The organism is Cupriavidus sp. F041, assembly GCF_057814235.1.
Genome location: NZ_JBVASY010000002.1, coordinates 921,345 through 943,580, shown reverse-complemented (window position 1 = coordinate 943,580; position 22,236 = coordinate 921,345). Strand labels below are relative to the sequence as shown.

Annotated in this window: 24 protein-coding genes; 4 read left to right on the top strand and 20 right to left on the bottom strand. The window is 65.9% G+C overall.

Translation table 11 applies throughout. The features are described 5' to 3' along the window. Positions 1-78: 78 nt before the first annotated feature. Complete coding sequence (locus ACZY0R_RS21465; RefSeq protein WP_488861044.1) at positions 79-771, top strand: glutathione binding-like protein; 693 nt, start codon at positions 79-81, stop codon at positions 769-771. 41 nt (positions 772-812) lie between these two features. Here ACZY0R_RS21465 and ACZY0R_RS21460 read toward each other — a convergent pair whose 3' ends face one another. Then, entirely contained in the window at positions 813-1,646 is an 834-nt protein-coding gene (locus ACZY0R_RS21460) for a hypothetical protein (RefSeq protein ID WP_488861042.1), read from the bottom strand. 452 nt (positions 1,647-2,098) lie between these two features. Between ACZY0R_RS21460 and ACZY0R_RS21455 the strand changes: the two genes are divergently transcribed. Next, the gene (locus ACZY0R_RS21455) at positions 2,099-2,485 is read left to right on the top strand and encodes a helix-turn-helix domain-containing protein (RefSeq protein ID WP_488861040.1); all 387 of its coding nucleotides are present in this window, start codon (positions 2,099-2,101) and stop codon (positions 2,483-2,485) included. Positions 2,486-2,521: 36 nt separating this feature from the next. On the opposite strand, the gene ACZY0R_RS21450 is transcribed toward ACZY0R_RS21455, so the two are convergent. From ACZY0R_RS21450 to urtA, 14 genes are all read right to left on the bottom strand, one after another. Next, positions 2,522-3,541, bottom strand: coding sequence for a pyridoxal-phosphate dependent enzyme (locus ACZY0R_RS21450; RefSeq protein WP_488861038.1), 1,020 nt, complete (start codon positions 3,539-3,541; stop codon positions 2,522-2,524). Between the two features lie 358 nt (positions 3,542-3,899). Next, on the bottom strand, positions 3,900-4,529 hold the full coding sequence (gene ureG / locus ACZY0R_RS21445; RefSeq protein WP_488861036.1) for an urease accessory protein UreG: 630 nt from the start codon (positions 4,527-4,529) through the stop codon (positions 3,900-3,902). A gap of 47 nt (positions 4,530-4,576) precedes the next feature. Further along, positions 4,577-5,269, bottom strand: coding sequence for an urease accessory protein UreF (locus ACZY0R_RS21440; protein WP_488861034.1), 693 nt, complete (start codon positions 5,267-5,269; stop codon positions 4,577-4,579). 21 nt (positions 5,270-5,290) lie between these two features. After that, positions 5,291-5,914, bottom strand: a complete 624-nt coding sequence (gene ureE, locus ACZY0R_RS21435) for an urease accessory protein UreE (protein ID WP_488861032.1) — start codon at positions 5,912-5,914, stop codon at positions 5,291-5,293. A 9-nt stretch (positions 5,915-5,923) separates the two neighbouring features. Continuing rightward, positions 5,924-7,642 (bottom strand): urease subunit alpha, encoded by a 1,719-nt coding sequence (gene ureC / locus ACZY0R_RS21430; protein ID WP_488861030.1) that lies wholly within the window; start codon positions 7,640-7,642, stop codon positions 5,924-5,926. Continuing rightward, complete coding sequence (locus tag ACZY0R_RS21425) at positions 7,642-7,947, bottom strand: urease subunit beta (RefSeq protein ID WP_045238129.1); 306 nt, start codon at positions 7,945-7,947, stop codon at positions 7,642-7,644. Before ACZY0R_RS21425 ends, ureC begins: the two co-directional genes overlap by 1 nt. Before the next feature lie 19 nt (positions 7,948-7,966). Beyond that, complete coding sequence (locus tag ACZY0R_RS21420) at positions 7,967-8,590, bottom strand: HupE/UreJ family protein (protein ID WP_488861028.1); 624 nt, start codon at positions 8,588-8,590, stop codon at positions 7,967-7,969. Positions 8,591-8,659: 69 nt separating this feature from the next. Then, complete coding sequence (locus ACZY0R_RS21415) at positions 8,660-8,962, bottom strand: urease subunit gamma (RefSeq protein WP_035868631.1); 303 nt, start codon at positions 8,960-8,962, stop codon at positions 8,660-8,662. Positions 8,963-9,017: 55 nt separating this feature from the next. Then, complete coding sequence (locus ACZY0R_RS21410) at positions 9,018-9,896, bottom strand: urease accessory protein UreD (protein ID WP_488861026.1); 879 nt, start codon at positions 9,894-9,896, stop codon at positions 9,018-9,020. Between the two features lie 211 nt (positions 9,897-10,107). Continuing rightward, positions 10,108-10,800 (bottom strand): urea ABC transporter ATP-binding subunit UrtE, encoded by a 693-nt coding sequence (gene urtE, locus ACZY0R_RS21405; protein ID WP_035868638.1) that lies wholly within the window; start codon positions 10,798-10,800, stop codon positions 10,108-10,110. A 31-nt stretch (positions 10,801-10,831) separates the two neighbouring features. Next, positions 10,832-11,680, bottom strand: coding sequence for an urea ABC transporter ATP-binding protein UrtD (gene urtD / locus ACZY0R_RS21400; protein WP_488861024.1), 849 nt, complete (start codon positions 11,678-11,680; stop codon positions 10,832-10,834). Next, on the bottom strand, positions 11,677-12,882 hold the full coding sequence (gene urtC, locus ACZY0R_RS21395; RefSeq protein ID WP_488866091.1) for an urea ABC transporter permease subunit UrtC: 1,206 nt from the start codon (positions 12,880-12,882) through the stop codon (positions 11,677-11,679). Before urtC ends, urtD begins: the two co-directional genes overlap by 4 nt. Next, on the bottom strand, positions 12,882-14,519 hold the full coding sequence (urtB, locus tag ACZY0R_RS21390; RefSeq protein WP_488861022.1) for an urea ABC transporter permease subunit UrtB: 1,638 nt from the start codon (positions 14,517-14,519) through the stop codon (positions 12,882-12,884). Before urtB ends, urtC begins: the two co-directional genes overlap by 1 nt. Before the next feature lie 190 nt (positions 14,520-14,709). Continuing rightward, on the bottom strand, positions 14,710-15,975 hold the full coding sequence (gene urtA / locus ACZY0R_RS21385) for an urea ABC transporter substrate-binding protein (protein ID WP_441630121.1): 1,266 nt from the start codon (positions 15,973-15,975) through the stop codon (positions 14,710-14,712). 227 nt (positions 15,976-16,202) lie between these two features. Here urtA and ACZY0R_RS21380 point away from each other — a divergent pair, with 227 nt between their 5' ends. Both ACZY0R_RS21380 and ACZY0R_RS21375 read left to right on the top strand, forming a co-directional pair. Further along, a complete protein-coding gene (locus ACZY0R_RS21380) occupies positions 16,203-16,643 on the top strand; it encodes an NAD(P)-binding protein (protein ID WP_488861020.1) in 441 nt (146 codons plus the stop codon). Between the two features lie 84 nt (positions 16,644-16,727). After that, positions 16,728-18,029 carry an MFS transporter gene (locus tag ACZY0R_RS21375; RefSeq protein ID WP_428177854.1) on the top strand — a complete coding sequence of 434 codons (1,302 nt, stop codon included), beginning with the start codon at positions 16,728-16,730 and terminating at the stop codon, positions 18,027-18,029. Positions 18,030-18,107: 78 nt separating this feature from the next. On the opposite strand, the gene ACZY0R_RS21370 is transcribed toward ACZY0R_RS21375, so the two are convergent. From ACZY0R_RS21370 to ACZY0R_RS21350, 5 genes are all read right to left on the bottom strand, one after another. After that, positions 18,108-18,587: a MaoC family dehydratase gene (locus ACZY0R_RS21370; RefSeq protein WP_488861018.1), complete on the bottom strand. Its 480-nt coding sequence runs from the start codon at positions 18,585-18,587 to the stop codon at positions 18,108-18,110. 110 nt (positions 18,588-18,697) lie between these two features. After that, positions 18,698-19,147, bottom strand: a complete 450-nt coding sequence (locus ACZY0R_RS21365) for a MaoC family dehydratase (protein ID WP_045238137.1) — start codon at positions 19,145-19,147, stop codon at positions 18,698-18,700. A gap of 108 nt (positions 19,148-19,255) precedes the next feature. Then, a complete protein-coding gene (locus ACZY0R_RS21360; RefSeq protein WP_488861016.1) occupies positions 19,256-20,374 on the bottom strand; it encodes an acyl-CoA dehydrogenase family protein in 1,119 nt (372 codons plus the stop codon). Between the two features lie 13 nt (positions 20,375-20,387). Next, positions 20,388-21,590 (bottom strand): acyl-CoA dehydrogenase family protein, encoded by a 1,203-nt coding sequence (locus ACZY0R_RS21355; protein ID WP_035868668.1) that lies wholly within the window; start codon positions 21,588-21,590, stop codon positions 20,388-20,390. Between the two features lie 95 nt (positions 21,591-21,685). Continuing rightward, positions 21,686-22,132 (bottom strand): DUF1178 family protein, encoded by a 447-nt coding sequence (locus ACZY0R_RS21350; RefSeq protein ID WP_488861014.1) that lies wholly within the window; start codon positions 22,130-22,132, stop codon positions 21,686-21,688. Positions 22,133-22,236: the final 104 nt, after the last annotated feature.

The window sequence follows — 22,236 nt, the reverse complement described above, 5'->3', positions numbered from 1 at the left end:
TTAAATCGCGCGGTTCGCCACTTGCCACGTCAGTGGTTGATGTGGCGGTCACCCCTTCGCAGCCAGGAGCCCCATCCGATGATCGACGTCTACAGCTGGCCTACGCCCAACGGCCACAAGGTTCACATCATGCTCGAGGAGTGCGGCCTCGAGTACAAGGTCCACCCCGTCAATATCGGCGCCGGCGACCAGTTCGGGGCCGACTTCCTCAAGATCAGCCCGAACAACAAGATCCCGGCCATCGTCGATCCCGACGGCCCCGACGGCCAGCCCATCTCGCTGTTCGAGTCCGGCGCCATCCTGTTGTACCTGGCCGGCAAGACCGGCAAGTTCCTGCCCGAAGATGTGCGCGGCAAGTACGACGCGCTGCAATGGCTGATGTTCCAGATGGGCGGCGTGGGCCCGATGCTGGGCCAGGCGCACCATTTCCGCATGTACGCGCCCGAGAAGATCGAATACGCCATCAATCGCTACACCAACGAGGCCCGCCGGCTCTATGGCGTCATCGACAAGCAATTGTCGGGGCATGCCTGGCTGGCGGGCGACGCGTACTCCGTGGCCGACATCGCCACCTTCCCCTGGCTGCGCAGCTGGCAGAACCAGGGCGTGGAAATGGACGACTACCCACACCTCAAGCGCTGGTTCAACGAGATCGCCGAGCGCCCGGCGGTCAAGCGCGGGGTGGAAGTACTGGCCATGGAGCGCAAACCCATCCGCGATGAGAAGGCGCGGGAAGTCCTCTTCGGCACCACGCAATACCAGCGCCGCTGAGCATCCGCCGGAAGCGGCCCGGGGATCGCGGGCGCGGGGCGTCAATGCAGGCGGACGGACCGCATTGCGGCCTCGCCCGCCACATGCGCCGGCGCCTGCAGGCAGCACAGCAGGCTCGCCACGGGATGGAGCGCATCGATCCGGTACGTTTCATCGGGATCCGGCGCGAAGACCATGCCGGGCTGCAGGTAGGCCACCTGGCGCTCGGCATGCGGCCAGGGCGAATGCCACTGCAGGCACAGCGTCCCCTCATGGCAGGCCGCCCAGTTCAGCCCGCCCGCGCGCAGGCGCACCGCCCATTCCGGGTCGCCCTCGGCCAGTGAGACAAAGGCCGCGTTGGCCCGCGGCACGCAGGACGCGGAGCGCGCCTGGCCTTCGGCCAGCCCTGGCGCGAAACGCCCCGGGTGCGCCGACGCGCCGGGCACCTCGATCGCGTCGGCGCCCGGCGTAGCGCGCCAGCGCTCCGCCTGGCCCGCGGCAAACGCATCGTAGCTGCTGGTGATGCCCGCCCCCACCAGCCCGACGGTATTGGGATCCAGGATGGCGCGGATCAGTACGGTGTCCTGCAGCACCGCCAGATCCAGGCGCTCGGCCTGACGCAGCGCGTACACGCCGCCGGCGGACAACAGCACGGGGGCGCCACCCACCGGCGTCAGCTTGATGGTGCCGTACAGGCAGGCCCACCACTCGGCACGGGCGGTGACGATGCCTGACTGCATCGCGCCTTCCAGCAGGAAGATGTAGTCGCCGCTGCTGCCCAGCCCGGCAGCCTCCGGCACCACCCTCACCTGCAAACCGACGCGCAACTGCGAAGCGCTTCCGCCCGCCAATATTTCGCCGCGCATCTGCGCATCGAACAACGAAAAAATACGCATGGCACTTCCTTCTCCGCGTAGTGGAAAATGCAGCGCCGCGCTTCCCCGGGGGTTGGAGTGTCCCGATGTCCTGATGCCCCAGGCTTTGGTTGCCTGGTTTCTTGGTTTTCTGGTTTTGCCGCTGCCTGGCCGCCCGGTATCGGCTAGCACAGGCGCCCGGCTGCGTTCGTAACACTCGGAAAAGCTTTCACCGACCACTCGCGGGCATCATCCACAGAATTTCCGGACGCATGCCGCCTGTAGCAGGCGCCAACGCTTTCGCCAATGGCAACCGCGATAAAAAACAACCGGAACCTCTTCAAACGAGGGGCAAAACCGCGCGTTCCAGTCCATCGGCCATGCCGGCACTCCAAGTGTCGCGCCTAGTTACCTATAGTGCGTCCTACTATGAAGCGTCGCCACAAAGAGGTCAATAACTTAGCCTCGATCCGTTCTCCATTACGCATAGAGCCATGGTCGGTGATCCTCTCAAGCTGTTTGGACTGCACCTTGCGGAGTTGCGCAAACAGCGTGGCTGGTCGCAGGAGAAGCTTGCTCTCGAAAGCGGAATGGCGCGCTCCTACCTGAGCGGTATCGAGCGCGGGATGCGCAACGTTTCCCTGATCAATATCTGTGCGCTGGCAGGCACGCTCGGCGTAAGCGCCAGTGAAATGCTCAACTTCAGCAGCGGTGAGGGCCAGAGCGGCGCCCTCGTGCTGGAGCAGACGTGCGCCGAGTTCAATATCACGCCGGCGCAGCGTGTCACCGTGCGCCATATGGCCCTGATGACCGACTCCGAGCAGGACGTGATCGCATCGGTGGCGCGCACAATCGCCGTCCGGGCCATGCAGCAGACCTAGCGGCCCGGCGCCCCGGGCCGCGCACGGCGGCCAGGCTCAGCCGGCGGCGGCCGGCGCATCCACTGCCAGCAGTTCGGCAAAGCGTGCCGCGTCGAGGTTGGCCCCGCACACGATCAGTGCGACCTTCTTCCCCGCCAGCGTTTCGCGCAGCGGTCCCAGCAGCGCCGCCGTGGACACCGCAGTGGCGGGCTCCGTGGCCAGCTTCATGTCGCGGTAGAGGATGCGCATCGCGTCGCGTATCGCCGCGTCGGATACCCGCACCATGCCGTCGACAAACTGGCGGCACACACCGTAGCTGTAATCGAGCGCATACGGCGCGCCCAGGCTGTCGGCAATTGTCATGACCCGCTCCAGGGCCTGCGGCCGCCCGGCCTCGAAGCTGCGGTTCATGGCATCGGCGCCATCCGGCTCGGCCCCATAGACCCGGCAGGCCGGATTGATCTGCTTGACCGCCGCGGCGATGCCGCCGCACAGCCCGCCGCCGCCTACCGGCACCACCACCGCATCGAGCCCGCTGACCTGGCGCATCAGTTCCAGCCCCACGGTTGCCGTTCCCTGCGCGATCAGCGGGCCGTCGTACGGGTGCACCATGGTGCGCCCCTCCTGCTCGACCAGTTGCAGCGCGTGGTCGAAGGCCGCGTGCACGTCCGGCAACAACAGCACCTCGGCCCCGGCCTCGCGGCAAGCGGCTATGCGCGCCGGACTGGCGCTGGCCGGCATCGCCAGCTTGGCGCCTACGCCCGCCACCTTTGCCGCGTAGGCTACCGCCATGGCATGGTTGCCGGCACTGGCCGCCACCACGCCACGCGCGCGCGCCGCGCCGTCCATGCGCTCGATGCTGTTGAGTGCGCCGCGTACCTTGAAGGTGCCGGTGATCTGGAACAGCTCCAGCTTTAGCCATACCTCGGTAGCGGGATCGAGCTGCTGCATGGCGCCGGTCTGCCAGCGCCACACGGGCGTCTCCAGCACCTTGCCCTGGAGCCGGCGCGCGGTTTCCTGGATTTCGGGCAGGCTGGGATAGCGGGCGTGCGCGCGCAGGTCGGAAAGATCGGACATCGGGTGTTCTCCATCGAATCGGTTGGTCCCGTGCAGGCCCCATGGCCGTGCACGGCAAGGGAGGGACCACGGGCCACCGAGCACCAGCCAAAGCCGCAGCTCAGCGACCCCGGATAATTCGAATAATGGAGAACGAGAAGGAGGAGGACAGGCAGGACGCGGGCAGCCCGGCGCCCGCGCATGCAGCGGCGCCACCGGTAGCGGTGTCGCGGCAATGCGAAGAAGGGGCGGGCGATATCGACTTCATGGATCGGCCAGTATGCCACAAGCGGTGGCCAACGCAAACGCGGAGCCGGGCCGTGCCGTGCTTACGTGCGGTACGCGCCGTCGTTGAAGACGCGATTGCGGCGGCCGCGCCTTAAACGCCCAGCATGCCCTGGCGCTCGATAAAGGCGATCACCTGGTCAAGCCCCTGCCCCGACTTCACGCTGCCCATCACGAACGGGCGTGCGCCGCGCATCTTGCGGGCATCGCTTTCCATGATGTCCAGGTTGGCGCCCACATAGGGGGCCAGGTCGGTCTTGTTGATCACCAGCAGGTCCGACTTGGTAATGCCGGGGCCGCCCTTGCGCGGGATCTTCTCGCCGCCGGCCACGTCGATCACGTAGATGGTCAGGTCCGACAACTCCGGACTGAAGGTGGCGGCGAGGTTGTCGCCGCCGGACTCGATGAAGACGATGTCGGCATCGGGAAACTTCGCCAGCATGCGGTCGACCGCCTCCAGGTTGATCGAGGCATCCTCCCGGATCGCGGTATGCGGGCAGCCGCCCGTTTCCACGCCCATGATGCGCTCGGCCGGCAAGGCGCCGGAGATGGTGAGCAGCCGCTGGTCTTCCTTGGTGTAGATATCGTTGGTGATGGCGACCAGGTCATAGCGCTCGCGCATGGCCTTGCAAAGCATCTCCAGCAAGGTGGTCTTGCCGGAACCGACGGGGCCGCCCACGCCGACGCGCAGCGGGGGATTCTTCTTGGTACGGGCCTGGCTCATGATGGGAATCTTGTCCTGTTGATCGTTTGGTTCCTGCGGTGGCCCGCTCAGGAACGGAACAGCCGGGAGTATTGCGTTTCGTGCCGCGCGGACAGCAGGCCCAGCATCGGGGAAAAAGTAGACAGCATTGGCGGCTCGGCATCGGCGCGGCGCACCGCCTCGTCGACGGTTGCGAGCACCGCGGGGTGCAGCCGGCGCAGGATGTGCTGCCCCGCCACCTGGCCCAGCGGCACCGCCTTGAGCGCGGCGGACACCTGGTTCTCAGCCCAGCTGAAGCAATAGGCCGTCAGCCCGTCGCGCTCGCCCACGTCCAGCGCCACGCAAGCCGCGGCGAAGGCGGTCGGCAGGCATACCGGCGACAGCACCGCGAGCTGCGCGCGCAGCGCGGCATCGCCCCACTCCATCTGCGCCACCAGCCGGGCCAGCGACCAGCCCATCTGCTCGGTCTCCAGCCGCAGCTCCGCGCTCTCGCGCGTGGCGTGGAACCAGTTGTTCCATTCGGCTATGCGCGTCGCGTCCAGTGTGCGCCAATGGCGATAGAGCAGCAGCCACACCGGTGCTTCGCACTGCGACTGCACATCCAGCAGGTTGCTGCGCACCCATTGCTCCGCGCTGCCGGCATCGCGCACGATGCCGCAATCGATGGCCGGCTCCAGCCCTTGCGAATAGCTGAAGCCGCCGATCGGCAGCGCGGGGGAGGCCAGGTGCAGCAGGGAGATGAGTTGGGAGAGTTGGGTCATGGAACGGCTGCGCACTGAAGGTCAGTGCTTGTGCCCGCAATGCTCGTCATGGACATGCGGCGCAAGATCGTGGTCGTGCTTATGACCATGTTCATGGCTGTGCGCATGCCCGTGGTCATGCTCATGCCCGTGATGCTCATGAAACACCGCCTGCGCTGCGGCGTAGTCCTCGGCGAAGGTGGCATCGTGACCGTGCTTGTGCCCGCCGCCGTAGGCGCCCGCTTCCGGCTCGAACGGCAGCTCGGCGCGTTCGGCCTTCACGCCAAGCCGTGCCAGCATGTCCGCCAGCACCGGGTCGTACTCCAGCCGCAGGTAGTCGCGCCCCACTTCCACCGGCGTGTGCCGGTTGCCCAGGTGATAGGCCGCGCGCATCAGCGCCTGCGGATCACTGGCGCCCACCTGCAGCACGGACTCCGGCGCGGCGAGCACCTCGACGAAGATACCACTCTCGGTGACCAGCAGATCGCCGCCGCGCAGCACGGTGCCACGCGGCAGAAACAGGGCGACTTCCTCGCCGCTATCGAGGGTGGCGCGCAGGCGGCTCTTGCTGCGCTCGGCGAAAGGCAGCACCAGCTTGGGCGCGCGGCGCACCAGCACGGCGGCGATGCCGTGCGGGGCGCTGAGGTGTTTGTCGATCTTTTGCAAAGGGCCCCTTCAAAAGAGGAAATAGCGCTGCGCCATCGGCAGTACCGTAGCCGGCTCGCAGATCAGCAACTGGCCGTCGGCCACCACCTGGTACGTCTCGGGATCCACCGTGACGTTCGGCTGCCAGTCATTGTGCACCATGTCGCGCTTGCTGACGGTGCGCGTACCGCGTACCGCCGAAAGCACCTTCTCCAGTCCATAGCGGCCACCCACATCGGCAGCCAGCGCGGCCTGCGAGACAAAGGTCAGCGAAGACTTGTGCAGGGCCCGGCCGGCAGCGGCGAACATCGGCCGGTAGTGCACCGGCTGCGGCGTCGGGATCGATGCGTTGGGATCTCCCATGGCCGCCGCCGCGATCATCCCGCCCTTGAGAATCAGGCTCGGCTTGACGCCGAAGAAGGCCGGCTTCCACAGCACGAGGTCAGCCCACTTCCCCACCTCGATCGAGCCCACTTCATGCGCGATGCCGTGCGTGAGCGCGGGGTTGATGGTGTACTTGGCGATGTAGCGCTTGACGCGGAAATTGTCATGCCCGCCGCGCGCATCGTCGGGATCGCCGGGCAGCTTGCCGCGCTGCGCGGCCATCTTGTGCGCGGTCTGCCAGGTGCGGATGATGACCTCGCCGACCCGGCCCATGGCCTGCGAGTCGCTGGAGATCATCGAGAAGGCGCCGAGATCATGCAGGATGTCTTCGGCGGCAATGGTCTCTCGGCGGATGCGGCTTTCCGCGAAGGCGATGTCCTCGGCGATCGACGGGTCCAGGTGATGGCACACCATTAGCATGTCGAGGTGTTCGTCGAGCGTGTTGATGGTGTAGGGCCGCGTCGGGTTGGTCGACGACGGCAATACGTTGGGCTCGCCGCATACCTTGATGATGTCGGGCGCGTGGCCGCCGCCCGCGCCTTCAGTGTGGTACGTATGAATGGTGCGGCCCTTGAACGCAGCCACGGTAGCCTCGACGAAACCGGCCTCGTTGAGCGTATCGGTATGAATCGCCACCTGCGTATCGGTGGCATCCGCCACGCCCAGGCAGGTGTCGATCGCCGCGGGCGTGGTGCCCCAGTCTTCATGCAGCTTGAGCCCGATGGCGCCCGCCTCGACCTGCTCAATCAGCGGCCCCGGCTGGCTGGCGTTGCCCTTGCCGAGCAGACCGATATTCATCGGATAAGCCTCGACCGCCTGCAGCATGCGCTCCATGAACCAGGGGCCAGGCGTCACGGTGGTGGCAAACGTACCCGTCGCGGGTCCGGTGCCGCCACCGATCATGGTGGTGACGCCGCTCATCAGCGCTTCCTCAATCTGCTGCGGGCAGATGAAGTGGATGTGGCTGTCGATGCCGCCGGCGGTGACGATCATGCCCTCGCCCGCGATCACTTCGGTGCCGGGACCGACGACGATGGTCACGCCGGGCTGGATATCCGGATTGCCGGCCTTGCCGATCGACGCGATGCGGCCGTCCTTGAGACCGATGTCGGCCTTGACGATGCCCCAGTGATCGACGATCAGCGCATTGGTGATGACGGTGTCGACGCAGTCCTTCGCCATGCGCTGGCTCTGCCCCATACCGTCGCGGATCACCTTGCCGCCGCCGAATTTCACTTCCTCGCCGTAGATGGTGAAGTCCTTCTCCACCTCGACGATGAGCCCGGTGTCGGCCAGCCGCAGGCGGTCGCCGGTGGTGGGGCCGAACATCTCGGCATAGGCCTGCCTGGAGATTTTCACGCTCATCACAGCGCTCCCATGATCTTGCCGTTGAAGCCGTAGACGATGCGCGCGCCGGCCAGCGCCACCAGTTCCACCGTGCGGCGCTGGCCCGGCTCGAAGCGCACCGCGGTGCCGGCGGCGATATTCAGCCGGAAACCGCGGGCGGCCTCGCGGTCGAAATCCAGCGCGGGATTGGTCTCGTAGAAATGGAAATGCGAGCCGACCTGGACCGGACGGTCGCCGGTGTTGGCCACCGTCACGCTCACCGTGGGGCGGCCGGCATTGAGTTCGATCTCGCCCTCTGCGGGCATCAGTTCACCGGGGATCATGCTGGTTTCCTTGTCGAGATCAGGCGACCATCAGGCCGACGCCATAGAGCGCCACGCCGGCGCCCGCCAGCCGTGCCAGCCAACCGGCCTGGCGGCGCAGCGCGCCGCCCAGGCCGATGCCGGCCAGGTGCAGTGTCATGGTCGCGACAGCGAAGCCGCCTACATAGGCCACCACCGCGCGCAACGCGCCGGCCGTGGCCGGCAGCTCGGCGCCGTGCGCGTAGCCATGAAAGACGGCGAAGCCCCCGACGATGGCCATGCCCGCCCACGCCGGCAGCCTGGCACGCAGCGCCACCAGCACGCCGATCACCAGCAGCGACGCGGCAATCATCGGCTCCACCAGCGGCAGTCCGAGGCCGCTCAGCCCGAGCACCGCGCCGGCCAGCATCAGTGCAACGAACACAAAGGGCATGTGCAGCGCGTCGCGCGGCGAGCGCGCACCCAGCGCGCTCCACACGCCCACGCCCGCCATGGCGAGCAAGTGGTCCATGCCGGTGAAGGGATGCAGCAGGCCCGCCCACAGGCTGGCGCCGACCGTGGCGGCATCGTGGCCGGGATGGGCGAAGGCCGCAGCGCTGGCAAGCGCCAGCGGGACACCCGCCATGGCGGCCCTGGCGGCGCGCGAGCGATTGGAACTGTTCATGTCTTGACCTCGTGCTTTTGTTCAGTGGTTCGGCAGGCCTGGCGTGCGCAAGCAAAGCGCTCGCCCGTCTCAGACGATCGGGTGATGCACAGTGACCAGCTTGGTGCCGTCGGGGAAAGTGGCTTCCACCTGGATCTCGGGGATCAGCTCGGCCACCCCTTCCATCACATCCTCGCGCGTGAGCACCGTGGTGCCTTCGTGCATCAGCTCGGCCACGGTGCGGCCATCGCGCGCGCCTTCCATGATGGCCGCCGTGATCAGGGCCACCGCCTCGGGATAGTTGAGCTTGAGCCCGCGCGCGCGGCGGCGCTCGGCCAGCAGCGCGGCGGTGAAGATCAACAGCTTGTCCTTCTCTCGCGGAGTGAGTTCCATCTTGGTATTCCCGTTGTTTCTTGTTCTGCATGTCCGGTGCGCGACCGGCAAACGCCTACGTCGCCCACAGCCTCAGCGGCCTGGCGGCAACGCCGTGCATGGGCTCGCGCAATGCGCTCCATGCGCTCACCATCAGATGCCTGACCGCCTCCATCTGCGCACCCAGCACGCGCAGCAGCAGCATGGACTGGCCGTCCTGCTCAAACCGCGTCACGCCGGCACGCAGGTCCGGCCCATACGGCAGTTGTTCGGCAAGCGCTTCGGCCAGCTCCTGCGTGGCGCCCTCGCCCACCGCCCACAGCGTGCCCATGACATTGAGCCCGTCCAGCCCGGCCACCGCATGCCGCAGCGCGGAGCCGGCGTCCAGTTGCGCGCTTTCGATCCACAGCGGGCGCGTAGCGCCATTCACCGTGGTCTCCATGGCCAGCGATCCGCGCGCCCACGTTTCGCCGCTGGCCTGGCGGCCCAGCACCACGGCATCCCAGCCGATCGCGCTGGCGCCGGGCGCCACCGTCACGGTGATGGCAAGGCGCGCGTGCGCGTCGTCGAATACGATGTTCTCCTGCGGCAGCCAGTCCACCCGCGCGCCGGCTTGCAGCGTCAGCGTGACGCGTTGCGCGGCCTCGCGCCCGAGGGATTTGTACCATTTGGTGGCGCCGGGCGTCGCCAGCACCGCATGGGCGCCCGCCTCCACCGTCACGTCGATCTCCAGGCTGTCGCCGCCGGCCACGCCGGCGGGCGGATGCAGGATCACCACATGGCAGATCGCTCCCCCCGCGCCCTCGGGATAAAGCGGCTTTTGCACCAGCAAGGGCCCCCGGTGGCGGCGTTCGGCCAGCACACTGCGTTCGCCGCGCGCGGCAAACCGCAGGCGCAGGCTGGCCTCCCATGCGGGCGGCACGGCAAGGGTCGAAGGGAAGTCTGGATGACGCATGGGCGATGGAAAGGCGGGCGCTGCCGGTGATGCGTGGCGCGCTCGATGCGGGCATCATAGCGCGGGGTTGGTGCGGCTGGAAGCGGTATTGGCGGCGCGCGGCATCCGGCGGATTGGCATGCTCTTCGCTACTGCCGGCGCCAGCCCTCTGCCCCGGCGGCGCTTTATGTTCAGCCACGCCTCTCTCGCCGGACAGACCCACGACCTCGCTTTACACCGCGATCAGCTCCCGCACCCCCTCTTCTTCCATTCTTGCCCCCTCCCCTCTCGCCACCACCTCACCGCGGCTCATCACGACGTAGTGATCCGCCAGATGCCGGGCGAATTCGTAATACTGTTCCACCAGCAGCACCGTCATGCCGAATTCGTCCACCAGCAGCCGCAGCGCGCGGCCGATGTCCTGGATGATGGAAGGCTGGATGCCCTCGGTCGGCTCGTCCAGGATCAGCAGTTCAGGCTCGCTCATCAACGCGCGGCCGATTGCCAGTTGCTGCTGCTGGCCGCCCGAGAGATCGCCGCCCCGGCGCTGGCGCATGCTGCGCAACACCGGGAACAGCTGGTAGATCCGGTCGGGCACGCCGGCCGGGCGCTTCAGGCTCGCGGCGCCGATCAGCAGGTTCTCCTCCACCGTCAGGCGCGGGAAGATCTCGCGGCCCTGCGGCACGTAGGCGAGCCCGGATGCCACGCGCTCGTACGGCGGCTTCTTTTCCAGTGCGTGCCCAGCCCAGCTGATGCTGCCGCTCCGGGTGGGCACCACGCCCATCAGGCATTTGAGCAGGGTGCTCTTGCCCACGCCGTTACGGCCCAGCAAGGTCGTCAGCTTGCCTTGCGGCACCTCGAAGGTGACATTGCGCAGGATGTGGCTGCCGCCGTAGAACTGGTTGAGTGCATTGACCTGCAACATGGTTTGGTTTCCTTTATCTACGCGTGCGCGCTTACCGGCCCAGATAGGATTCGATCACGCGCTCCTCGCGCTTGACGGCATCGAGCGTGCCTTCGGCCAGCACGCTGCCTTCGGCCAGCACCGTGACCTTGCCGGCATCGCCGGCCAGCGCCGCAACAAATTCCATGTCGTGCTCCACCACCATCATCGAGCAGGTGCCGCGCAAGCTGTTCAGCAGCTGGGCCAGTTGCATGGTTTCTTCATCGGTCATGCCGGCCACCGGCTCGTCGAGCAGCAGCAACTGCGGTTGCTGCATCAGCAGCATGCCGATCTCGAGCCGCTGCTTCTGCCCATGCGACAGCATGCCGGCCGGGCGATACGCTTCATCTTCCAGCCCCGTCAACGCCAGCGTTTCCTCGATGCGGCGATGCCCTTGCGCACCCAGGCGCGCCCGCAAGGAAGAGAACCAGCGCTTGTCGCCCTTCATCGCCAGCTCCAGGTTCTCCCACACCTCGTGCTGCTCGAACACGGTGGGCTTCTGGAACTTGCGACCGATTCCGGTCTGCGCGATCTTGGGCTCGGTCATGCGCATCAGGTCGATGCTCTGCCCGAGGAACACGCGCCCGCTCACATTGGCATTGCGTGGTCCGGTCTTGCCGGTGATCACGTCCATCATCGTGGTCTTGCCCGCGCCATTGGGGCCGATCACGCAGCGCAGTTCGCCGTGGTCGATCGACAGCGTGAGCTGGTTGAGCGCGCGGAAGCCATCGAACTGCACCGTCACGTCTTCCAGGTAAAGGATGGGACCGTGCGAGACATCGATGACGCCGGGCTCCAGCACGCGGCCGAGGCCGGTGGTGCCCCCGCTTTCCGCCTGCTGTGCTCCGAGTGCGGCGTTCATGCTTCACCTCCGCTGCGGGTAACGTTGACCGGCGCGCCGGCCGCTGTGCCTTGCGCAACCGGAGTCCGGGCACGCATGCCGCGCACGCGCTTGATCAGGCCGATCACGCCGTCCGGCAGGTACAGCGTGACCAGCACGAACATCGCGCCCAGCAGGAACAGCCAGTATTCGGCGAAATAAGCCGTGAACATGGTCTTGGCGCCGTTGACGAGGAAGGCGCCGATGATCGGGCCGATCAGCGTGCCGCGTCCGCCCACGGCGACCCACACCGCCATCTCGATGGAGTTGGCCGGCGACATCTCGCCCGGGTTGATGATGCCCACCTGCGGCACGTAAAGCGCACCGGCAATGCCGCATAGCACCGCCGAGAACGTCCACACGAAGAGCTTGTAGCCAAGCGGGTTGTAGCCGGAGAACATCACGCGCATCTCCGCATCGCGCACCGCCGTCACCACGCGGCCAAGCTTGGAGGTGACGATGTAGCGGCAGGCGATAAAGCCGGCCAGCAAGGCAAAGAACGTCAGCACGAACAGCGCGGTACGGGTTTCAGGCGCGGCCACGGCAAAACCGGCGATGCGCTTGAAATCGGTGAAGCCGTTGTTGCCGCCGAAGCCGGTCTCGTTGCGGAAGAACAGCAGCATCGCGGCATAGGTCATGGCCTGCGTGATGATGGACAGGTACACGCCCTTGATGCGCGAGCGGAAGGCGAAGAAGCCGAACAGCCACGCCAGCACGCCGGGCACCAGCACCACCAGCAGCATGGCGTAGCCAAGATGTTCGGTGCCATGCCAGAACCACGGCAATTCCTTCCAGTCGAGGAAGACCATGAAGTCCGGCAGGTCGCTCTTGTAGACGCCTTCGCGGCCGATGGCGCGCATCAGGTACATGCCCATGGCATAGCCGCCCAGCGCGAAGAACAGCCCGTGGCCCAGGCTGAGAATGCCGCAGTAGCCCCACACCAGGTCCAGCGCGATCGCGGCCAGCGCGAAGCACATGATCTTGCCGATCAGCGTCAGCGCATAGGCCGACAGATGCATAGGATGGCCTTCAGGCAACAGCAGCGCGCACACCGGCACGCCGATGCCCGCCACCAGCGCGATCGCCAGCAGCGCCGCCCAGCTGCGGCCCGAGAACAGCGGCTGGCGTTCCGGCACCGCCAGCCGGAATCCGGTCGCGGATTGTTTCGATGTTGAAGTCTGCATCATGCCTCCGCGCTGCGCCCTTTGAGCGCGAACAGTCCTTGCGGGCGCTTCTGGATGAAGAGCACGATCAGCACCAGGACAAAGATCTTGGCCAGCACCGCGCCGTAGAACGGCTCGATGAACTTGTTGATAAGGCCCAGCCCGAAGGCACCGATGATGGTGCCCGCCAGTTGCCCCACGCCGCCCAGCACCACTACCATGAAGGAGTCGATGATGTAGGCCTGCCCGAGGTCGGGCCCCACATTGCCGATCTGCGACAGGGCGCAGCCACCGAGTCCGGCAATGCCCGCGCCAAAAGCGAAAGCGTAGCTATCCACCTTCCAGGTGCGCACGCCCACGCAGGCCGCCATGGTGCGGTTCTGCGTGGTGGCGCGCACGAACAGGCCCAGGCGGGTGCGATTGAGCACGGCCCATGCCACCGCCACCACCGCCAGCGCGAACACGATGATGATCATGCGGTTGTAGGGCAGCACCATCCCTGGCAGCCATTCAATACCACCGCTCATCCAGGAGGGATTGGCCACTTCCACGTTCTGCGCGCCGAACAGCGTGCGCACCGCCTGCATCAGCAGCAGGCTCACGCCAAACGTCGCCAGCAGCGTTTCCAGCGGACGGCCGTAGAGATGGCGCAGCACCAGCCGCTCCAGCACGAAGCCGACCACAGCCGATGCCAGGAACGATACGGGCAGCGCAAAAAGCAGGTACCAGTCGAAGGCACCGGCGAAATGCGCCCGGAATACGCCTTGCACCATATAAGTGGCGTACGCGCCGATCATCAGGAATTCGCCGTGCGCCATATTGATGACGCCGATCAGGCCATAGGTGATGGCCAGGCCCAGCGCGGCCAGCAGCAGCACGCTGCCCAGGCTCAGGCCGGCAAAGAGGTTGCCGATGAGTTCGGCGCGGCGCTGGTCGCCGCGCAGGGCATCGAGCGCCTGCTGGGCGGCGCCTCGCAGTTCGGCGTCGGGCTCGCGGTATTTGCCGGCTTCGTCACGCTCCAGCAGTGGCTGCAGCTTCTGCCGGCTTTGCGGATTGCTGTCGCGCCCAAGAATATGTATGGCTTCCAGCCGTTCGTCGCGGTTGCCCTCGGCCAGCACGATATTGGCCCAGATCACATCGAGCTTGGCACGCAGGCCGGCATCGGCCTCGGCCTTGCGCGCGGCTTCCACCACCGGGCGCGAGGCGCTGCCGGGCTGGTCCAGCAGCGTGTTGACGGCCTGCGTGCGCACCGCCGCATCGGGCGATTGCAGCAGCGTGCTGCTGGCGGCACTGTCCACCAGCGCGCGCAGGCTGTTGTTAAGGGTCAGCGCTTCGAGCGCATCGGGCTTGACCGTGACCGGCTTGCCGCTGATGGCGTCCACCAGCTTGTCGCCGTCCTGGCGCACCATGCCGACACCGGGCGCGTACTGCAGCGTATCGTCCTGCAGCGCCTTGAGAATGGGGCCCGCCTCCGCCACCGGCGCCGTGGTGAGCGCGGTGATGGCGGCAGTCTTGGCATCGAAGTCATCTTCGGCCAGTGGCTTCAGGTCAGCCTGCGTCAGCGGCGCGGCCCACAGCGGGCATGCGGCGATCAGCAGCAACGCTGCCAGCATGGCGCGCAACCGTGAAGCGAAAGAGAACAATAAGGGTCGGTGCATAAGGTCTGCGATCGCGCGCAGGAAGCGCGCGACCACCTTGGTCGGCGTGACGGGTTTTGCTTTGCGCCGCGGCCCTGAAGCGGCCCGCGGCAGTGAAACAAAGTCGGTTTGCTCCCCTCCCCCGAGGGCGGGGAACAAACACCGGACAGCTTGCGGGCGCGGCCTTCTCGACGCAGGCCCGCCTGCGGTCTTACATCACCTTGTCCGGCTTGCCTTCGTTACCCGCGATGAACGGGCTCCACGGCTGCGCGCGCACTGCCTTCGGCGTCTTCCACACCACCGTGAACTGGCCATCGCCCTTGACCTCACCGATCATCACCGGCTTGTACAGGTGATGGTTCTCGCCCATGGTCAGGGTGAAGCCGTCCGGCGCCTTGAAGGTCTGGCCATACATCGCGGCGCGCACCTTGTCGGTATCGGTGGTGCCGGCCTTCTTCACGGCTTGCGCCCACATATGGATGCCCACGTAGGTGGCTTCCATCGGGTCGTTCGTCACGCGCTTGTCGCCGCCCGGCAGGTTGTTGGCCTTGACCCATGCCGCCCATTGCTTCTTGAAGGCTTCGTTTTCCGGGTTCTTGACCGACATGAAGTAGTTCCATGCGGCCAGGTGGCCCACCAGCGGCTTGGTGTCGATGCCGCGCAGCTCTTCCTCGCCGACGGAGAACGCCACCACCGGCACGTCCTTGGCCTTGAGGCCGGCGTTACCCAGTTCCTTGTAGAAAGGCACGTTGGAGTCGCCGTTGATGGTGGAGATCACGGCAGTCTTGCCGCCTTGCGAGAACTTCTTGATATTGGCTACGATGGTCTGGTAATCGCTGTGGCCAAACGGCGTGTAGACCTCTTCGATATCCTTGTCCGCCACGCCCTTGCTCTTCAGGAAGGCGCGCAGGATCTTGTTGGTGGTGCGCGGGTAGACGTAGTCAGTGCCCAGCAGGAAAAAGCGCTTGGCGCCGCCACCTTCCTTGCTCATCAGGTACTCCACGGCGGGAATGGCCTGCTGGTTGGGCGCCGCGCCGGTATAGAAGACGTTCTTGGACATCTCCTCGCCTTCATACTGCACCGGGTAGAACAGCAGCGAGTTCAGCTCTTCATAAACGGGCAGCACCGACTTGCGCGAAACCGAGGTCCAGCAGCCGAAGGTGACGGCAACCTTGTCCTTGGTGATCAGCTGGCGCGCCTTCTCGGCAAACAGCGGCCAGTTGGAAGCGGGATCGACCACGACCGGCTCAAGCTTGCGGCCAAGCACGCCGCCGCTCTTGTTGATCTCGTCGATCGTCATCAATGCCACGTCCTTGAGCGACGTCTCGGAAATGGCCATGGTGCCGGACAGCGAATGCAGGATACCGACCTTGATCGGTTCCTTGGACTGCGCCAATGCCAGCGGGCTAACACCTGCCGTTGCGAAGAATGCCGCGGCGGCTACCGCCGACAGCTTCAGCATGTCACGTCTTTTCATTGCAGCTCCCAGATTGTCGTGTTGGATAAGGAACAACGCACCCCGGGTACACCTTCTGCAACTAGCGTGCCATGGCATACAAGCTTGTATACATGGCTGCACACACCGCCCGGCGAGCCTCAGGAGGCGGCCGCGCGCCATGCCGCACCACGATAGTGCGGCTGCGTCACGCACCAAGCCTGTGCGGCGTCAGCGGCTGGTTCAGATTGGGGCATCAGCCGGCGCCCATGCTGCAGCGTGACTTGCCCGAATCCCGAATCGGCTCTATGGTGGCCGTTCGCTTGCGCGCCATGCCCTTGCCGCATATTGCGCAGACAAGCAGAAAACAGCACGACGGAGACAACCCATTGAACGCGTCAGCGGCGCCAGGGAACCAGATCGTCATCATCGGCGCGGGTGTGGCCGGCATGTGCATGGGCATCCGGCTCAGGCAAGCCGGCATCGACACCTTCGTCGTCTTCGAGAAAGCCGGCACGGTGGGCGGCACCTGGCGCGACGACACCTGTCCGGGCCGCGGCTGCGACATCCCCTCCCGCCTGTACCGCTTCTCCTTCGCGCCAAAGCCTGGACTGGTCCAGCGCGTACTCGCCACAGCCGGAAATCCATCGCTGCCTGCAACACTGCGCCGATCGCTTCGGCCCGCTCGGGCACATCCGCTTCGGCACTGATCGCGCTGCACCTGGCTTAAACGGAACCATCAAGCGGGCTTTTTGAACATCCCAACGCAACCAGCAACGCCTCCAGGCAAACCGATGACCACACTTCCGTCATACCAGCCACGCAGCGCCTGGGCCATGGCCTCGATGCTGACCTGGCTTTCGCTGATCAACTTCCTCGACAAGATCGTGCTGGGCATGGTGGCCGTGCCGCTGATGGCGGACCTGAAGCTGCCGCCGGCGGAGTTCGGCCTGATCGCCAGCAGCTTCTTCTGGCTGTTTTCGCTGTCCACCGTGCTGGTGGGATTCCTGTCCAATCGCGTGGCCACGCGCTGGCTGCTGCTGGCGATGGGCCTGTCGTGGGCCCTGCTGCAAATACCGCTGGCGCTGGCCACCTCGGCCATGACCATTCTCTTGTGCCGCATGCTGCTTGGCGCGGCCGAGGGCCCGGCCTTCCCGATCTCCGTGCATGCGTTGTTCAAATGGTTTCCCGACCACAAGCGCAATCTGCCAGTGGCGGTGGTCAACCAGGGCGCGACGGCGGGCCTGCTGCTGGCGGGGTTGCTGATCCCGCTGGTGACGATACATTGGGGATGGCGCGCCAACTTCATGATCCTCGCCGCCATCGGCGCGGCATGGAGTGCGATGTGGCTCTGCGTGGGACGCGAGGGGCCGCTGGCGCAGGCGAGCGACCGGCGCCCCGGCGCCGCGGCCATGCCCGTGCGCCTGCCCTATCGCCGCATCTTCCGCGACCCGACCGTGCTTTCCTGCCTGGCCATTGGCTTCTGCGCGTACTGGGCGCTGGCGCTGGGGCTGACCTGGCTGCCGGCCTACCTGGAGAAGGGCCTCGGCTTCGACCCGGTCACCACCGGGCGCTGGTATGCGGCCATCGTGGCCTCCGCCATGCCCGTCACGCTGATCCTTAGCTGGCTGTCGCAGCGCATGCTGCGCGGCGGCGCGTCGTCGCGACTGGCGCGCGGCGTGATCATCTCGATCGCCGCGCTGGTGGGCGGCGGCGTGTACCTGGTGATCGCGTCGGTAACGCTGGCACCCGTCCCGAAGACCTTGCTGATTGCCGTGGCGGCATGCCTGCCCCCCGTGGGCTTCGCGCTGACGCCGGCGATGCTGGCGCAGATCGTACCTGAGGCCCAGCGCGGGAGCGTGCTGTCCATTCACACGGCGCTGATCACGCTTGCGGGCATCCTGGCCCCGGCCGTGGTGGGGCAACTGGTGCAGCGCCACGGCATGATCGGTGGCTTCGAAGTGGGATTCACGATCAACGCCATGCTGCTGATGGTGGCCGGCGTGATCGGCCTGTGCTGGCTGAATCCCGAGCGCTCGGCCAAGGCCCTGGCGGCGGCCACCCATGACATGACGGCGGCGCGCTCGCCCGCCTGAGCCCGGCCCCCGCTCAGCGGGGCAACCGCCACCTGGCAGCGGCCGCCGCGCACCCTTTGCGGCGGTGGCCTTCAGTGATTACGAATAACGCCGGCTGATCGACTCCGCGACGCACACCGGGCGCTCGCTGCCTTCGCGCTCGATGGTGACTTCCCAGTTCGACTGGGCGCCAACCAGCGCGGGCGCGTTCGGCAGCGGCTCCAGGCGCTCCACCGACAGCAGTTTCACGCGGGCGCGCAGACGGCTGCCCACCGGTACCGGCGCGGTAAAGCGCACACGGTTCAGGCCATAGTTGACGCCCATCTTGACGCCCGGCATGTCGATTGCGTTGTGCATGAAGGCCGGCAACAGCGACAGCGTCAGGAAGCCATGCGCTACCGGGCCGCCAAACGGAGACTCGCGCCGGGCGCGCTCCACGTCGACATGGATCCATTGATGATCGCCAGTGGCTTCGGCGAACAGGTTGACCTGCTGCTGGGTGATTTCAATCCAGTCGCTGACGGCCACTTCCTGGCCCTGCAGGCTCTCCAGTTCTTCGAGCGAAGCGATGGTACGCATGGTGTCTCCTAGTTGTTGTTAGGGCCGGGATGGCCGCTATTCTGTCGGGGTGATGCATTGCCCCCCGGGGGGGGGCAAACACCGTCGGCATTGCAAATGGATTTGGCGCTTCAGGCTGGGCGGCGGCCGTACATACCCATGCCCTTGACGGTGCAGACCAGTTCGCCGCGCTGGTTGGTGGCTTCCCACTGGGTGTGCACCACGCCGCGGTCGGGCTTGGACGACGAGGCGCGCGCATCCAGCACGACCAGCGATACGCTCAGCGTATCGCCCGCGTAAACCGGTTTGAGCCAGCGGATTTCGTCCACACCGGGCGAGCCCATGCTGGCCGCCTTGCTGGTCATGTTGTCCACCAGCAGGCGCATCATGATCGAGCAGGTCATCCAGCCGCTGGAGATCAGGCCCTTGTAGATGCTCTTCTGCGCGGCATCCTTGTCGGTATGGAAGGGCTGCGGATCATACTGCCGGGCGAAGGTGAGGATCTCTTCCTCGGTCACCAGGTGGGACCCCAGATCGCGCTTGCTGCCGACGCTAAAGTCTTCGAAATAGAGGGTGGGCATGAATGGCTCCGTCAACGAAAGCTATGGCGATGTCCATGTAGATGAGGACAATACATAACAAAAAACCGCGCCTGGAACAACCGGCGCGGTTCTTTTACTCAACCTGGATCAGATCGTTTCCAGGAAACCGGGCTGTGTCGCAAAGCGGCCCAGGTGATGATCGACATCCCCGAAGGTCGTGTTGATCAGCGTCAGGCGCTTGAACATATGCGCCGCCGGCAGTTCGTCGGTGACGCCCATGCCGCCGTGGATCTGCACCGCTTCCTGGCCGACCGAGCGAGCCGCCTGGCCCACGCGGGCCTTGGCCGCGGAGGCGAAGCGCCGGCGTTCTTCCGGGCTGGCCTCGTCGAACTTGGCTGCGGCCAGCAGCGTGATCGAGCGCGACTGCTCGGCGTGGATGAACATCTCCACCATCCGATGCTGCAGCGCCTGGAAACGCGCGATCGGCACGCCGAACTGCTGGCGGGTCTTGGCGTATTCCAGGGTCGCCGCATTGAGCGCATCCATCACGCCCACTGCCTCCGAGCACAGCAGCACGGCGGCGTAGTCGGCCGCCTGCTCGATCAGCGCAAACGCAGCGCCTTCGGTGCCCAGCAGTTCGCCCGGCGCGTCCTTGAAGGTGATATCGGCAGCGCGCAGGTTGTCGATGGTGCGGTAGTCGGTGATGCTGACGCCAGTTGCCTTCGGGTCCACCAGGAACAGGGAAATGCCATTGGTATCGGCATCGGCGCCGCTGGTGCGAGCCGAGACAACCAGCTTGCCGGCTTGCGCGCCGTGAATGGTTACGACCTTGCGGCCGTTGAGCTTGCCGCCCTTGGCCGTCACGCGCACGTCGTTGAGCGCATAGCGTGCATGCGGCTCATTGAAGGCAACCGCCAGCTTCAGTTCACCGGTGGCGACCTGCTCCAGCAGCGCGTCCTGGCCGCCGGCCAGCTTGAGCGCGTATGCGGCAACCACGGTAGCGAAGTACGGCTCGACCACCAGGCCGCGGCCCAGCTCCTGCATCACCACCATCATGTCGACGGGCGTGCCCGAGAAGCCGCCCTGCGCTTCCGGCACCGGCAGCGCGGTCAGGCCGAGCTCGACCAGAGCGCCCCAGGCGGCATCGCTATGGCCGGCTTCGGCCTTGATGCCCTTCTTGCGGGTTTCGAAATCGTAGTCTTTGTCGATGAAGCGGTGGACGGCGTCAGCCAGTTGCTTCTGTTCGTCGCTGAGATTGAAGTTCATATCGCGTGTCTCCTCACAGCCCCAGGATCATCTGGCTGATGATGTTCTTCTGAATTTCGTTGGACCCGCCGTAGATGGAGGTCTTGCGATAGTTGAAGTAATAAGCGGCCAGCGGCGCGGCATCGTCATAGCCGGTCACCGCGTGCTCGTGTTCGCATTCCAGGTAGGCGGTGTCGAACGGCTGGGCGTAGGGGCCGACGGCCTCCACCATCAGTTCGGTCAGCATCTGCTGGATTTCCGTGCCCTTGATCTTGAGCATCGAGGCCTCGGGGCCGGGGCCCTTGCCGGCGCTCTCGCTCGACACCACGCGCAGCACGGTCAGTTCCAGCGCCATCAGTTCGATTTCCAGCGCGGCAACCTTGGCGCCGAACAGCGGATCTTCCAGCAACGGGCGGCCGTTCTTCTGCTGTTGCTTGGCAACGCGCTTGAGGAAGCCCAGTTCGCGCTTGGAGTTGCCCACGCGGGCGATGCCGGTGCGCTCATGGCCGAGCAGGTACTTGGCATAGGTCCAGCCGCGGTTCTCCTCGCCCACGCGGTTTTCCACCGGCACCTGGACGTTGTCGAAGAACACTTCGTTCACTTCATGCTCTTCGTCGAGCATGATGATCGGGCGCACGGTGATGCCCGGCGTCTTCATGTCGATCAGCAGGAACGAGATGCCCTCTTGCTTCTTGGCCTCGGGATCGGTGCGGACCAGGCAGAAGATCATGTCGGCGTGCTGGCCGAGCGTGGTCCAGGTTTTCTGGCCGTTGACGATGTAGTGCTTGCCGTCCGAGGTCAGTTCGGCGCGGGTCTTCAGCGACGCGAGGTCGGAACCCGAACCCGGCTCCGAGTAACCCTGGCACCACCAGTCGGTGCAATCCAGGATGCGCGGGAGGTAGTACGACTTCTGCTCCTCGCTGCCGTACTTCATGATCACGGGCGCGACCATGGCCACGCCGAAGGGCAGCACGCCGGGCGCGCCGACGCGGGCATTTTCCTCGTCCCAGATATGGCGTTGCGTGGCGTTCCAGCCCGTGCCGCCGTACTGCACCGGCCAATGCGGCGCGGACCAGCCGCGGCCGGCCAGCAGCTTGTGCCAGCGCACCAGATCGTCGCGATTGGGGCGGCGGTGGTTCAGAATCTTGCTGCTGATTTCCGCCGGCAGGTTGGCCTCCAGCCAGCCGCGCACTTCGGCGCGGAAGGCATCGTCGGACGCCGAATAGTTGAGATCCATGCCCGTCTCCAGTGATGCCGGTGTGAGACCGGCAAATTGTTCTAGCTAGCGCGTCATGCGCCGGCAAGAACACTGCCTCGGGCACAGGACGCTATTCAGTGAGCCGTCTGCTTGAGCGCATCCGGCACCACGAGCTGGAGAGTATCGATGCCTTCATCGGCAAGCGCCTGCACTTCGTCCGGCGAAGCCGTCCCGCGGATCCCGCGTTCCGGCGCTTCGTCGTAATGCATGCGCCTGGCCTCTTCGGCAAAGCGTTCGCCCACGTCCTCGGTCTGCGCCAGCACCTGCTTTACCGCCTTCAGGTAAAGCGACTGCAGCGTTGCCGGCGCCGGGGCTTTCGCCTCGGCTGGCCTGCCAGCCGGCGCGGCGGCCGCTCCCGAAAGATTCAGGCGCGGCGCGCTGGGCAGCCGGGTGATGGCATGGTCCTCGCAGACCGGACATTGGACGAGATTTTGCGAAATCTGCGATTGCGCATCGTCCTCCGAAGCAAACCAGCCCTCGAAACGATGGTCTTGCGCGCAGCGCAGGTCGAGCACCTTCATGATGTTTCCAGCCCGTCGAAAGCTATAGTATCCGCGAAACGGAATTTTGTGAACGGTCGTGCTAATTTTTTTGCGGCCATAACGGGGGCCCTTGGCGGGAAGGC